At 67.1% G+C, this 13,686-nt stretch carries 10 protein-coding genes; 6 read left to right on the top strand and 4 right to left on the bottom strand.

Annotated features, from left to right (window positions below):
* Positions 1-122: 122 nt before the first annotated feature.
* Together OC534_RS06540 and OC534_RS06535 are read left to right on the top strand one after the other, a co-directional pair.
* A complete protein-coding gene (locus tag OC534_RS06540) occupies positions 123-845 on the top strand; it encodes a response regulator transcription factor (RefSeq protein ID WP_153165015.1) in 723 nt (240 codons plus the stop codon).
* The gene (locus tag OC534_RS06535; protein ID WP_153164932.1) at positions 842-2,314 is read left to right on the top strand and encodes a HAMP domain-containing sensor histidine kinase; all 1,473 of its coding nucleotides are present in this window, start codon (positions 842-844) and stop codon (positions 2,312-2,314) included. Before OC534_RS06540 ends, OC534_RS06535 begins: the two co-directional genes overlap by 4 nt.
* A 101-nt stretch (positions 2,315-2,415) precedes the next feature.
* Here OC534_RS06535 and OC534_RS06530 read toward each other — a convergent pair whose 3' ends face one another.
* Positions 2,416-2,763, bottom strand: a complete 348-nt coding sequence (locus OC534_RS06530; protein ID WP_136003553.1) for a phasin family protein — start codon at positions 2,761-2,763, stop codon at positions 2,416-2,418.
* A gap of 187 nt (positions 2,764-2,950) precedes the next feature.
* Positions 2,951-3,304, bottom strand: a complete 354-nt coding sequence (gene queD / locus OC534_RS06525; protein ID WP_017356822.1) for a 6-carboxytetrahydropterin synthase QueD — start codon at positions 3,302-3,304, stop codon at positions 2,951-2,953.
* 188 nt (positions 3,305-3,492) lie between these two features.
* Here queD and OC534_RS06520 point away from each other — a divergent pair, with 188 nt between their 5' ends.
* Both OC534_RS06520 and OC534_RS06515 read left to right on the top strand, forming a co-directional pair.
* Positions 3,493-6,147, top strand: coding sequence for a TonB-dependent receptor (locus OC534_RS06520; RefSeq protein ID WP_136003765.1), 2,655 nt, complete (start codon positions 3,493-3,495; stop codon positions 6,145-6,147).
* Positions 6,148-6,225: 78 nt separating this feature from the next.
* Positions 6,226-8,790, top strand: a complete 2,565-nt coding sequence (locus OC534_RS06515) for a M14 family zinc carboxypeptidase (RefSeq protein ID WP_262071579.1) — start codon at positions 6,226-6,228, stop codon at positions 8,788-8,790.
* A 108-nt stretch (positions 8,791-8,898) separates the two neighbouring features.
* On the opposite strand, the gene OC534_RS06510 is transcribed toward OC534_RS06515, so the two are convergent.
* Complete coding sequence (locus OC534_RS06510; RefSeq protein WP_136003557.1) at positions 8,899-10,284, bottom strand: DEAD/DEAH box helicase; 1,386 nt, start codon at positions 10,282-10,284, stop codon at positions 8,899-8,901.
* Between the two features lie 551 nt (positions 10,285-10,835).
* On the opposite strand from OC534_RS06510, the gene OC534_RS06505 reads away from it, so the two are divergent.
* Together OC534_RS06505 and maiA are read left to right on the top strand one after the other, a co-directional pair.
* Positions 10,836-11,825, top strand: coding sequence for a fumarylacetoacetate hydrolase family protein (locus OC534_RS06505; RefSeq protein WP_017354726.1), 990 nt, complete (start codon positions 10,836-10,838; stop codon positions 11,823-11,825).
* 20 nt (positions 11,826-11,845) lie between these two features.
* Positions 11,846-12,502 carry a maleylacetoacetate isomerase gene (gene maiA / locus OC534_RS06500; protein ID WP_017354725.1) on the top strand — a complete coding sequence of 219 codons (657 nt, stop codon included), beginning with the start codon at positions 11,846-11,848 and terminating at the stop codon, positions 12,500-12,502.
* A 42-nt stretch (positions 12,503-12,544) separates the two neighbouring features.
* Here the strand turns inward: maiA and OC534_RS06495 are convergent, their stop codons facing one another.
* A complete protein-coding gene (locus OC534_RS06495) occupies positions 12,545-13,675 on the bottom strand; it encodes a PilT/PilU family type 4a pilus ATPase (protein WP_017354724.1) in 1,131 nt (376 codons plus the stop codon).
* Positions 13,676-13,686 lie beyond the last annotated feature (11 nt).

Below are 13,686 nucleotides of genomic sequence, written 5' to 3'. Positions count from 1 at the left end.
TGCGGCCATGCTGCGCCCGGCCCGGTCAACGAATCCTCACGCAGGGTTAAATTTTCCGTGACACATTCAGGTGCGGATCGGTCGACAATGCGGCCATGTCCCTTGCCGATCGCCCCGTACCGATGAGCAGCGCCAAGCGTGTCCTGATCGTCGAAGACGATGTCCACATTGCCACCCTGCTGCGCATGCACCTGCGTGACGAAGGCTATGACGTCACCCATGCCGCCACCGGTGATGAGGGTCTGGCCCTGCTCGAAGCACAGCCGTGGAGCGCGTTGGTGCTGGACCTGATGCTGCCGGGCGTGGATGGTCTGGAGATCTGCAAGCGCGCGCGTGCGATGGCGCGCTATACCCCGATCATCATCACCAGCGCGCGGGCCAGCGAAGTGCATCGCATCCTCGGGCTGGAGCTGGGGGCAGACGACTACCTGGCCAAACCGTTTTCGATGCTGGAGCTGGTGGCGCGGGTCAAGGCCCTGCTGCGCCGGGTGGAGGCGATGGCGCTCAATGCCCGCATCGATGCCGGCGAGCTGGACGTGGCCGGCATCCGCATCGATCCGGTCGCGCGCACCGCGCAACTGGAGGGCCGGGCGCTGGACCTGACGCCGCGCGAGTTCGACCTGCTGTATTTCTTCGCCCGGCACCCGGGCCAGGTGTACTCCCGCATGGACCTGCTCAACCAGGTCTGGGGCTACCAGCACGACGGCTACGAACACACCGTCAACACGCACATCAACCGCCTGCGCAACAAGATCGAACGCGATCCGGCCACGCCGCAGCGCATCCAGACGGTATGGGGGCGCGGCTACAAACTGGTCGATGGCAGCGAGGGCGCACCGGCATGATCCGCCTGACCCTGTCCCAGCGCCTGTCGGTGGTGTTCTGCGCGCTGCTGCTGGTGTGCTGCGCGGCGCTGGTGATGATCCAGATGCGCAGCACCGCGGTGCACGAGCAGGAAACCGTGCAGCGGCTGTCGCGCGGCCTGGCCGAGCACATCGCGCGCAGCGGCGAACTGATGGATGCACGCGGCATGCGTGGCGGCGAAGTGCGCGCGCTGTTCGGCAAGCTGATGGCGGTCAATCCCAGCGTGGAGGTGTACCTGCTCGACGACCAGGGCCGCATCCTCGGCCACGATGCGCCGGACGGCCATCTCAAGCGCAGCCGCGTGGATCTGGCGCCGGTGCGTGCACTGCTGCGCGATGAACCGCTGCCGATCCTCGGCGACGACCCGCGCAGCACGACCGGACGCAAGGTGTTCAACGCGGCGCCGCTATGGGTGCAGGGGCGCCAGGCCGGCTATATCTACGTGGTGCTGGTCGGCGAACAGCGTGAAGCCCTGGCGGCCAACATCGCCGCCAACGCCACGCTGCGCACCACGTTGTGGTCACTGGCGATCGTGGCCCTGGTCGGCCTGCTGGCCGGCGTGGTGGCGTTCCGCTGGGTCACCCGACCGCTGCGCCAGCTGACCCGGCGCATCCAGGCGTTCGACGTCGACGGTGCGGCCCCCGGCACGGTGCCGCCGCCGACCCCGCTGCGACCGGGAGAGCGCGACGAACTGGCCATCCTCCAGCACAGCTTCGGGCACATGGCCCAGCGGCTGGGCGAGCAATGGCAGCAGCTGCGCCAGCAGGATCTGCAGCGGCGCGAGCTGGTCGCCAACATCTCCCACGACCTGCGCACACCGCTGTCGTCGCTGCATGGCTACCTGGAAACGCTGGCGCTGAAGGATGCCACGCTCGGTGCCGACGAGCGCCAGCGTTATCTCGGCATCGCACTGGCGCAGAGCCGCAAGGTCGGTGCACTGGCCCAGGCGCTGTTCGAACTGGCGCGGCTGGAGCACGGTGGAGTCACGCTGGATCGGCAGGCGTTCTCGCTTCCGGACCTCCTCCAGGACGTCTTCCAGAAATTCGAACTGTCCGCGCAGGCGCGCCGGCAGACACTGACTGCCGACATCCCGCCCGGGCTGCCGACGGTGGTGGGCGACCTGGGTCTGATCGAGCGGGTACTGACCAACCTGCTCGACAATGCGATCCGCCACACCCCCGAAGGCGGGCGCATCGAGGTGGTGCTGCGGGCCGAGGACGGCGAGGTGCAGGTCAGCATCGCCGACAGTGGTCCCGGCATCCCCATCGAGCGGCGCGCGACGCTGTTCACCACGCCGCCCGCGCTGGGCAGTGCACGCCCGGACAGTGGCGGGCTGGGTCTGTTGATCGTGCACCGCATCCTGCAGCTGCACCAGCGCGACATCCACCTGCTCGACAGCCGGGAAGGCGCCTTGTTCGCCTTCACCCTGCCGGCGGCGCCGGCGCGCTGACCCGCGAGCCAGGACAAAAAAAGACCCGACAGAGGGAGGGTTCTGTCGGGTCTGGGATTGCGTGGGGGGAGGGACCCACGCAAATGCGATGTCGATGGGGTTCAGCGGCGGCCGGTACCGGCAGCGCCTGCGAACGGTTGCCGCGCCAGTTCGCCGAACGCCTCGGAGGCCTTCAGCCCCAGGCCAACCACTTCCTGGTGGGCACTGGCCCAGCGCGCGAGGTTGTCGCGGGCCAGCTGGGCGCCCTTGGGCAACAGCGTGCCCGGTTCCTGTGACTGCACGATTTCACCGAAGAACCCGCTGGTGGCGGTGATGTTCTTCTCCAGCGTCTTCAACTGCACGCCGAACATGCTTTCGGCATTCTCCAGTGCGAGCCGGTTGGCACGCGTGGCCGTGGCGGCCAGCTGGCGGGTGTAGTCGCTGAAGGAATCGGTGAACGCGGACGTCATGGCAGGACGGCTCGAGAACGTTGATGCAATGCAGCATACGCCGAATTTATTGCGATGCAACAAATTCCTGCCCGTTACGGTCCGGTTTCAGTCAAACCACTTGCAGATCAATGGGTTGTCTTGCCGATTGCGGTGTTCATCGGGCGGTCGCCGGCCAGTGGCCGGCCCTGCTGCCGCGTTCCAGGCCTCAGCCGCGGTAGCGGCAGCCCGAGGTGCAGGTCTCGTGCACGGTGACTTCGCTGAGCTGGGGCAGCGCCGGCTTGAGCTCGTCCCAGATCCAGATCGCCAGCCGTTCGCTGGTCGGGTTGTCCAGGCCGGGAATGTCGTTGAGGTAGTGGTGGTCCAGGCGGTCGTAGATCGGCTGAAAGGCGGCTTTGACGTCGCCGAAATCCATGATCCACCCGGTCTGTTCGCCTGGCTCGCCTTCCACCTTCAGCTCCACACGGAAGGAGTGGCCATGCAGGCGCGCGCACTTGTGGCCCGGCGGCACGTTGGGGAGGCGGTGCGCGGCCTCGAGGGTGAAGACTTTGAAGATTTCCATCGGCCCATTGTACTGGGCTCACTGGCCGTGGGTGGGCGCGAGATGCCACGTCGCCCTCACAAAAACATTTCCATCCGGATGAAGAGATGTTAGTTTCTATTATATCCGTATGAAGAGATGTTATTGGCCGCCCGCCGGCCAGGCATGGACTACTGCGGAACTTGTCGTCCACCACCCCACTGAAGTTCATGCCCAAGCACACTCTTCTTGTAGCGGCTCTTTCCGCTGCACTGGCCACGCCTTTGCCTGCGCTGGCGTATTCCTCCGCCGATACCGCCGCTGCCGATGCCGCCGGCGAGAGCACGACGCTCGCCGCGGTGCGGGTCACCGGCTCCAACATCAAACGTACCGACACCGAAAGCGCCAATCCGGTGCAGGTGATCGACCGCCAGCAGTTGGAGGAGACCGGCAAGGCCACCGTCGCCGACCTGCTGCGCTCGATCTCGGCCAACACCGGCAATGCCACCAACGAAACCACCAACAACGGCTGGGCGTCCGGTTCGGCCGGTATCGGCCTGCGCGGCCTGTCGCAGAAGAACACGCTGGTGCTGCTCAACGGGCGCCGCCTGGCCAACTACGGCTTCCCGGCCGGCGGCCTGTCAGACACCTTCGTCAACCTCAACGCGCTGCCGCTGGTGGCGGTGGAACGCATCGAAGTGCTCAAGGACGGCGCCTCGGCGGTGTACGGCTCCGACGCGGTAGCCGGTGTGGTCAACATCATCACCCGGCAGAACTTCCAGGGCGCCGACCTCGGTGGCAGCCTCGGCACGGCCGACCAGGGCGGGCTGGACGAGCAGAACCTGAAGTTCATCGGCGGCATCGGCGACCTCGACACCGATGGCTACAACATCCTGGTGAGCCTGGAAGGCTACAACCGCGAGCGCCTGGACCAGGACCAGCGCGACCTCACCAGGTCCGGCATCTATACCGACACGCCCGGCGGCCGCTGGAACGGCTGGTCGGCCAAGGGCGCGCGCTATCTGATCAACGGCGCTTCGGTGCCGATGCTCGATGCCAGCGGCAACTGCCCGGAAGGCACCACGCTGGTGGCCAGCGCGCCGATCGACGGCCTTGCCGGCAACACCTGCGGCTTCAACCAGGCGCCGTACACCACGCTGATTCCCTCCACCAAGCGCTACCAGGCCTACGTCAACGGCACCTTCCGCGTGAACGATTCCGTCGAAGCCTTCGGCGAAGTGCTGTACAGCGACATCAAGGGCGTCTCCTGGTTCGGCAGCAGCCCGTTCTTCACCCTGGAAAGCGGCCGCTTCGCTCTGAATGCCGATACCGGCCTGGCCGAGCCGGTGTCGTCCAACCTGCCCGCCAGCAGCCCGTACAACCCGTATGGCCGCGCGGTGCCGATCGAGTACACCTTCTTCAACCTTGGGCCGACCATCAAGACCAACCGGTCGCAGGCCTACCGCGGCCTGGTCGGGGTGCGCGGCAGCCTGCAGAACTGGGACTGGGAAGTGGGCGCGTTCGGCGCACGCAGCAGCGAGCGCGAAACCGTCTCCGGCGGCTTTGCCAACCGCTATGCGCTGGCTGCGGCGCTGGCCGATGGCAGTTACAACCTGCTCAACCCGTCCGCAACCGCACCGGACGTGCTCAACGCCATCAACATCAGCACGCTGCGGCCGGCCGAATCGGTGCTGCAGGGCGTGGATGCCAGGATATCCGGTGCGCTCGGCCACACCTGGGCCGGTGAGATCGGCTTCGCCGCCGGTGCCGAGTGGCGCCGCGAGAAGCTCGACTCCAACAACCCGTGGCAGATCGATGCCGGCCTGCAGATCCGCCCGGCCATCGCCGAGGTGCACGGCGAGCGCAAGGTCACCGCAGCCTATGCCGAGGTCAATGTGCCGCTGGCCGAGCGGCTGGAACTGCAGGCCGCCGCGCGTGCCGACCATTACAGTGATTTCGGCGATGCGTTCTCGCCCAAGCTGAGCCTGCGCTGGCAGCCGTGGGACATCCTGCTGGTGCGTGCCGCCGCCTCCAGGGGCTTCCGCGCGCCGTCGCTGTCGGAGAACTCCAACAGCACCAGCATCGCCTACGGCAGCGTGATCGACCCGCGTGATCCGGACGTGCCGGGCTCGCGCCAGAATCCGACCTTCTTCACCGTCGGCAACAACGACCTCAAGCCCGAACGCACCAGGAGCTTCAACGCCGGCATCGTACTGTCGCCGTGGTCCAACACCAGCCTGAGCGTGGACTACTACCGCATCGAGCTGGAGAACCTGGTGGGTACCAACAACACCCAGACCCTGGTGACCGACAACGTGCCCGGCGCGGTCCTGCGCGATGAGCGCGGCAAGCTGCTGGCGGTGTACAACCGCTACCAGAACCTGAGCGAACTGAAGACCTCCGGCGTCGACGTGGAACTGCGCCAGCGCTTCCCGACCGAGCGCGCCGGCGACTTCGGGCTCAGCAGCGCCTTCACCCACGTGCGCAGCTACCGCCGCCCCACCGTGGTCGGTGGGCCGCTGGTGGACTATGCCGGCAGCAACCGGGGCGCCACGCTGCCCAGGAACAAGGCCACCACCACCCTGGACTGGAGCTATGGCGACATCCGCACCGCGCTGACCTGGTACTACACCAGTGGCTATGACCAGAAGGCCAGCGCCGCCGCCACCGCGGTGCAGGATCGTGTGGATGCCTACAGCCAGTTCGATCTGTACCTGGCCTACACCGGGCTGGAGAAGCTGACCCTGTACGCCAAGATCCAGAACCTGGCCGATGAGGAACCGCCGTACGACGCCTCCTTCCCGGGCATCCGCGCGCCGTACGACTTCAGTCAGTACGACCTGCGTGGCCGCTATGTCACGGTCGGTTTCGACTACCGCTTCTGACCACGTCCGTCACCATCGGGGCCGGCATGCACGCCGGCCCCCGTTTCATGGGGAACCGCTGTGTCCTTGCATCGTGTCGTGTCACGTCCCATCGCCTGGCTGGTGGGATCGCTCTGGTTGCTGGCTGCGCCAGCCTTCGCGCAGAGCGCGTACTTCTTTCCGCAGGGCGGTGATTTCGATCCGTCCATTCCCACCCCGCAGCAGTTCCTCGGCTACGAGATCGGCAGCCGCTACACCCGCCACGACCAGCTGGTGGCCTATTTCGACGAACTGGCCCGGCATTCGGACAAAATCAAGGTCGAGCGCATCGGCACCAGCTACGAAGGCCGCCCCCTGCTGATCGCCACCGTCACCTCGGCGCAGAACCATCAGCAGTTGGAGACCCTCCGCCGCCAGCACGTCACCCTGGCCGATCCGGCACAGCCGCTGTCGGCGGCCGGCAACAGCCCGGTGGTGGTCTGGCTGGGCTACAGCGTGCACGGCAATGAAACCTCCAGCGGGGAGGCGGCACTGCTGACTGCCTACTACCTGGTGGCCAACCGCAGTGCCGATACCGCCCAGTGGCTGGATCGGGCGGTGGTGCTGTTCGATCCCGCGCAGAACCCCGACGGCCGCGACCGCGCGGCAAGCTGGCACAACGCCTACGCGTCGTCGCCGGCATCGGCCGATCCGGCCGACAAGGAACACGTCGAACCGTTCCCACAGGGACGTACCAACCACTATTTCACCGACCTCAACCGCGACTGGCTGGCGCTGACCCAGCAGGATACGCGGCCGAAGATCGCCTACTTCCATCGCTGGTATCCCAACGTCCAGATCGACTTCCACGAGATGGGCAAGGACAGCACCTACTACTTCGAGCCGTCGCCGGCGAGCATGCACAGCCCGCTGATCCCGGCCGCGTCGTACGCGTTCAACAGGACCCTGGCCAGGTACCACGCACAGGCGCTGGATGCGCTGGGCTCGCTGTACTACACCGGCGAGAACTTCGACAACTTCTCGCCGGTGTACGGCTCCACCTACCCCGACTTCCACGGTGCCGTCGGAGTGACGGTCGAGCAGGCCAGCTCGCGCGGGCGCGTGCAGGAGTCGGTCAACGGCCTGCTCACGTTCCCCTTCACCATCCGCAACCAGGTGGCCACCGGCCTGGGCACCGTGCGCGGTGCGGTCACCGAACGCGACGGGCTGATTGCGTTGCAGAAGGATTTCTTCCAGTCCGCGCTGACGCAGGCGGGCCAGCAGCCGGTGAAGGCATTCGTGTTCGGCGACGCGCATGATCCCGGCCTGACCGCCCGACTGCTCGACCTGCTGCTGCAGCACCGGATCACCGTGCAGCCGCTGACCGCGGCGGTGACCGTGGACGGCCAGCGCTTCCTCCCCGGGAGTGCATACGTGGTGCCGACCGCACAGCCCCAGTTCCGACTGGTGCATTCGATCTTCGCCGACACACCGCCGATCAAGGGCGACGTGTTCTATGGCAGCACGTCCTACGCCATCGCGCCGGCCTACGGGGTGGCCTTTGCCGGCAGCCGCAGCCGCCTCGACGGCGGTCCGCGCATCACCGCAGTGGCACCGGCACAGGGGGGCGTGAGTGGCGGCCAGGCCGGCTTCGCGTACGTGCTCGACTGGCGCGACTACAACGCCAGCCAGGCGTTGTACGCGCTGCAGGCACGGGGGCTGAAGACCCGTGCCGCCTTCCAGCCGTTCACGGCGGCCACCGCCGACGGCGAGCAGTCGTTCGCGCGCGGCAGCGTGGTGATTCCGGTAGCCGGCCAGCCGCTGGCCGGAGGGGAACTGCTGGCGGCGGTCGAGCAGATCGCGCGCGACAGTGGTGTGCGCCTGTACGCGGTGGCCAGTGGCCAGAGCCGCAGCGGTATCGACCTGGGCAGCGACAGCGTGAAATCGCTGCGCACACCGGCAGTGGCGCTGGTGATGGGCGAGGGCGTCAGTGCCACCGAGATCGGATCGGCGTGGTTCCTGCTTGACCAGCAGGTGCGGCTGCCGGCCAGCAAGCTGGACCCGGCCCAGCTGGGCAAGGTCACGCTGGACCGTTACACCACGATCGTGCTCGCCGGCGGCACCTATGCCGGTGTCGACGCGGCCGCGGTGGCGGCGCTGAAGCGCTGGATCAACGCCGGTGGATCACTGGTCACCTATGGCAGCGCCGCGCGCTGGGCGATCGAGCAGAAGCTCGCCGACGAAGTGCTGGGCGCAGAAGAAACGCAACCGGATGCCTCGCGCCGGGCATTCGGCGACCAGCGCGACATCGCCGCGATCGAGCGGGTGAGTGGCAACATCCTCAGTGCCGATGTGGACACCAGCCATCCGCTGGGCTTCGGCCTGCCACGCACGGAACTGGCGGTCAACAAGGAGAACGGCATCAGCTTCAAGCCGAGCCGCAATCCGTTTTCCACGGTGGTGCGCATCGACGCCACGCCGCGCGTCAACGGCTATCTGTCCGAGGCCAACCGCAACCGCGTGGCGGGCTCGGCATGGCTGCTGGTCTCGCCGCAGGGGCAGGGCAACGTGGTCCTGTTCGCTGACGATCCGGCGCACCGCAAGTACTGGCACGGCACCGAGCGGCTGCTGTTGAACGCGATCTTCTTCGGCAACCAGCTCAACCCGGCCAAGCAACGCGGGTAGAGCCGGGCTCTGCCCGGCGGCCCTCCACGCCAACCCCGGCCCCCCGCGCAATGAAAAAGGGCGACGCAATGCGTCGCCCTTTTTCTGTTTCAGCACTCCGCGAACGGATCAGCCCGCGCGGCTGCCGCCACCCGGACCGCGGCCACCACTGCCACGGCGCTGGCCCTGCGGCTGGCCGCCACGCGGCGCACCGCGGCCGGCACCATCGCGCTGGCCGCCACCGGCCTTCTTCGGGCCGGCATGGGCGTGGCGCGGGGCCTCGCTGTGCGGACGACGCGCGTGCTTGCGCGGCGAACGGTCGCCACCGGGCTGCTCGGCCTTGCCCGGCGCGCTGTTGCCCCAGCGGATCGGCGTCTGCGGCTCGAAGCCCGGCACGTCGCGGATGTCCATGTCCTTGTCCAGCAGGCGCACGATCTGGCGCAGCAGCTTGGCCTCGTCCTGCGCCACCAGCGAGATCGCCTGGCCGGTCGAGCCGTTGCGGCCGGTACGACCGATGCGGTGCACGTAATCTTCGGCCACCATCGGCAGGTCGTAGTTGATGACCTTCGGCAGCTCGTTGATGTCGATACCGCGTGCGGCAATGTCGGTGGCCACCAGCACGGTCACGCGGCCGGCCTTGAAGTCGCCGAGGGCACGCAGACGCTGGCCCTGGCTCTTGTTGCCGTGGATCGCCGCGGTCTTGATGCCGGACTTCTCCAGGAACGTGGCCAGCTTGTCGCAGCCGTGCTTGGTACGGCCGAACACCAGGGTCTGCTCACGGCTGTCCTGGGCCAGCAGGTGCAGCAGCAGTTCGCGCTTGCGCGCGCCATCGACCGGGTGCACGCGGTGGGTGATGGTTTCGGCGACGGTGTTCTTCGGCGTGACCTGGATCTGTTCCGGGTTGCGCATGAACTCCAGCGCCAACTGCTTGATGCTCTCCTCGAAGGTGGCCGAGAACAGCAGGGTCTGGCGGTTCTGGCGCGGCAGCTTGGCCAGGATCTTCTTGATCGACGGCAGGAAGCCCATGTCGAGCATGCGGTCGGCTTCGTCCAGCACCAGCACTTCGATCCCGGACAGGTCGACGCTGCGACGCTCCAGGTGGTCGATCAGGCGGCCCGGGCAGGCCACCAGCAGGTCCACGCCACGGCGCAGCACGTCGAACTGGTTGCCCATGCCGACGCCGCCGTAGATGCAGGCGCTCGGAATGCGCAGGTACTTGCTGTAGCCGCGCAGGCTGTCATGCACCTGGGTAGCCAGCTCGCGGGTCGGTGCCAGCACCAGCGCACGCGGCTTGCGCGGGCCGTTGACGGCCTGCGGGTTGGTGGCCAGATGCTGCAGCAGCGGCAGGCCGAAGGCAGCGGTCTTGCCGGTGCCGGTCTGGGCGCCGGCCAGCAGGTCGCGGCCGTCCAGGGCCAGCGGGATGGCCTGTTCCTGGATCGGGGTAGGGGTGTCGTAACCCTGCTCGGCCAAGGCACGCAGCAGGAAGGGCGCAAGGCCCAGCGATTCAAAAGACATCGGGTGGAAGCTCCAAAAACGAAGTAACGCCAGGCCGAATGGCCGGACGTGAGGCAGATCATTGAGATCGGCTGACTCGGAGCGTTCCCGTAAACCGCGCTGCGAGAATTGGGTGCAGCCGGCGCGGTGCGCAGACTGGAATGCATGACGAATGGCGTCGGAGTGGGGGCGGGCGACGGATCGTTGATCCATATCGCCGGCGATCCCGAAGGGAAACGGACGGCCGCTGCAGACCCGCCTAGTCTAACGGATGTTTGAGATCCATACCAAATCGACCTGTTCAGTTATGGGCCAAGGGCAGGGAACGGCCGACGAGCGCCGCATGGCCCACGTCCGCCGCGGGGCGCGCCTGCCTCTGGAGGACATGGACCCCCGATCCTGAGCGCGGGGTGGCGCCGTGGCGCGCAGGACGGAGGGCCGTTGCCGCACGGGCCCGGCCAGCACGGCGGGGGGGTATCGTTTATGGTGGATTTCTGTCGCAACGCAGCTTGGCTGCGCCGCGCATTTGATTACACTTGAAACCTATTTTCAGCGATCCCGGATACCCACCCATGAAGCTTGGTTCTTTGAAGGAAGGCGGCCGCGACGGCACCCTGATCGTCGTCTCGCGCGACCTCGCCCACGGCGTGCGCGCCACCGGCATCGCCGGCACGCTGCAGCAGGCCCTGGAAGACTGGAGCCACGTGGCGCCGCGCTTGAACGCGCTGTATGAGTCGCTCAACGACGGCAGCGCCGACGGGGTGTTCGACATCGACATGCAGGCGCTGGCCGCACCGTTGCCGCGGGCCTATGAATTTGTCGACGGCAGCGCCTACCTGCCGCACGTCGAGCGCGTCCGTCGCGCCCGTGGTGCCGAGGTGCCGGAGAGCTTCTACACCGATCCGCTGATGTACCAGGCCACCAGCGCCGGCTTCTACGGCCCGCGCGATGCGGTCAAGGTGGTCAGCGAGGACTACGGGATCGACCTGGAAGCGGAGATCGTGGTGATCACCGACGACGTGCCGATGGCAGTCACTCCCGAGCAGGCCGCCGGCCACATCCAGCTGGTGGGCCTGGTCAACGACGTCTCCCTGCGCAACCTGATCCCGGGCGAGCTGGCCAAGGGCTTCGGCTTCCTGCAGTCCAAGCCGCGCTCGGCGCTGTCGCCGGTGTTCGTCACCCCTGACGAGCTGGGCGAGGCCTGGCAGGACAGCAAGGTGCACCTGCCGCTGGTCACGCATATCAATGGTGTCTGGTTCGGCGCGCCGGAAGCGGGGGTGGACATGCAGTTCAACTTCGCCCAGCTGGTTGCCCATGCGGCCAAGACCCGCCCGCTGGGCGCCGGCGCGATCGTCGGCTCGGGCACCATCGCCAACGAAGACACCAGCAAGGGCGCCTCGTGCTTCGCCGAGCAGCGCACCGTTGAAACCCTGCGCGACGGCAAGCCGAGCACGCCGTTCATGTCCTTCGGCGACGTGGTCCGGATCGAAATGCTGGATGCCGCCGGCAAGAGCATCTTCGGTGCGATCGAGCAGCGCATCGAACAGGCAGTCAAGCCCTGAACGCACGTTACGGAGCGCACATGGACCGCATCGAGCTGTACAGCTACTGGCGCTCCAGCGCGGCCTACCGCGTGCGCATCGGCCTGAACCTGAAGGGCCTGCCGCACCAGATCACGCCGGTGCATCTGGTGCGCGACGGCGGACAGCAGCACACCGCCGCCTATGCCGCGCTCAATCCGCAGGAGCTGGTACCGACCCTGCGGCATGGCGAACGCGTGCTGCAGCAGTCGATGGCGATCCTGGAGTATCTCGACGAGGTGTTCCCGGACCCGGCGCTGCTGCCCGACGACGCTGAAGGACGGGCGCGTGTGCGGGCGCTGGCCCAGCTGGTGGCCTGCGACATCCATCCGCTCAACAATCTGCGGGTGATGCAGTTCTTCAGCGATACCTGGAGCGTGCCGCAGCCCGAGCGCGACGACTGGACCCGACACTGGATCCGGGTGGGGTTCGACGCGATGGAGCGGATGCTGGTCGAATCGGTCGATACCGGCCGGTTCTGCCACGGCGACATCCCGACCCTGGCCGACTGCTGCCTGGTACCGCAGATGTACAACGCGCGCCGCTTCAAGCTGGACCTGGAGCCGTACCCGACCCTGGTCCGCATCGATGCGGCGTGCCTGGCCCTGCCGGCGTTCGCGGCGGCCAAGCCGGAAAGCCAGGCCGACGCGTCGGCCTGACGAAGGCGTACCGACCAACGGTCGGTACCCACCGGCGCCGGATCAGAACCCGTGCGTGATCGCGGCCGGGGTGGCGGCCGAATAATCGGCGTAGGGGTCGTGCTCGCCGCTGCCGCCTTCGGACAGGCGGAACTTCAGCGCCAGGCCATCGCGCGAGTCGGCCGCGCGCAGCGCTTCCTCCTGCTCGATGATCCCCGACTTGGCCATCCGGAACAGGCACTGGTCGAAACTCTCCATGCCTTCCTCCAGCGAGGCTTCCATCGCCGCCTTGATCTCGTGCACCTGGCCGCGGCGCAGCAGGTCGCGGATCATCGGGGTGTTGATCAGCACTTCGGTGGCCGGCAGACGGCGTCCGTCCTTGCCCTTGACCAGCCGCTGGGAGACCACTGCGCGCAGGTTGAGGGAGAGGTTCATCAGCACGTTGCGATGTGCGCTCTCCGGGAAGAAGTTGAGGATGCGCTCGATGGTCTGGTCGGCGTTGTTGGAGTGCAGGGTGGCCAGGCACAGGTGCCCGGTCTCGGCGAAGGCGATCGCCGCCTCCATCGTCTCCGCATCCAGGATCTCGCCGATCAGGATCACGTCCGGCGCCTCGCGCATCGCGTTCTTTAGCGCATTGTGGAAGGCGTGGGTGTCCAGGCCGACCTCGCGCTGGTTGACGATGGACATCTTGTGCTTGTGCAGGTACTCGATCGGGTCCTCGATGGTGAGGATGTGCCCGGTCGTGGTGCTGTTGCGGTGGTCGATCATCGAGGCCAGCGAGGTCGACTTGCCCGAACCGGTCGAGCCGACCACCAGCACCAGCCCGCGCGGGGTCATGATGACGTCCTTGAGCACCTGCGGGAGGTTGAGCTCCTCGATGCTGGGGATCTTGCTGCGGATGGCGCGGATCACCATGCCCACTTCGCCGCGCTGCTTGAACACGTTCACGCGGAAGCGCCCCGCGTCCGGCAGGGCGATGGCCATGTTGAGCTCCAGCTCGCGCTCGAACTGCGGTGCCTGGCCCTCGTCCATCAGCGAGTAGGCGATTTTCTTGACCATGCCGGGCGGCAGGCCGGTGTTCCCCAGCGGGTACAGCTTGCCCTCGATCTTGATGTACACCGGGGCTCCGGTGGTCAAGAACATGTCCGAAGCGTTCTTTTCGGTCATCAGCTTCAGGAAGTAGCCGATATCCATGCGCAATGTTT

It is taken from the genome of Stenotrophomonas sp. Marseille-Q5258, from assembly GCF_946900935.1.
Lineage (GTDB): Bacteria > Pseudomonadota > Gammaproteobacteria > Xanthomonadales > Xanthomonadaceae > Stenotrophomonas > Stenotrophomonas nematodicola.
This window is presented reverse-complemented; position numbering and strand designations above follow the sequence as displayed.

Coding starts and splice junctions, on each gene's coding strand:
- OC534_RS06540 (WP_153165015.1), top strand. CDS start 123: ATGAGCAGCGCCAAGCGTGTCCTGATCGTCGAAGACGATGTCCACATT.
- OC534_RS06535 (WP_153164932.1), top strand. CDS start 842: ATGATCCGCCTGACCCTGTCCCAGCGCCTGTCGGTGGTGTTCTGCGCG.
- OC534_RS06530 (WP_136003553.1), bottom strand. CDS start 2,763: ATGACGTCCGCGTTCACCGATTCCTTCAGCGACTACACCCGCCAGCTG.
- queD (WP_017356822.1), bottom strand. CDS start 3,304: ATGGAAATCTTCAAAGTCTTCACCCTCGAGGCCGCGCACCGCCTCCCC.
- OC534_RS06520 (WP_136003765.1), top strand. CDS start 3,493: ATGCCCAAGCACACTCTTCTTGTAGCGGCTCTTTCCGCTGCACTGGCC.
- OC534_RS06510 (WP_136003557.1), bottom strand. CDS start 10,284: ATGTCTTTTGAATCGCTGGGCCTTGCGCCCTTCCTGCTGCGTGCCTTG.
- OC534_RS06505 (WP_017354726.1), top strand. CDS start 10,836: ATGAAGCTTGGTTCTTTGAAGGAAGGCGGCCGCGACGGCACCCTGATC.
- maiA (WP_017354725.1), top strand. CDS start 11,846: ATGGACCGCATCGAGCTGTACAGCTACTGGCGCTCCAGCGCGGCCTAC.
- OC534_RS06495 (WP_017354724.1), bottom strand. CDS start 13,675: ATGGATATCGGCTACTTCCTGAAGCTGATGACCGAAAAGAACGCTTCG.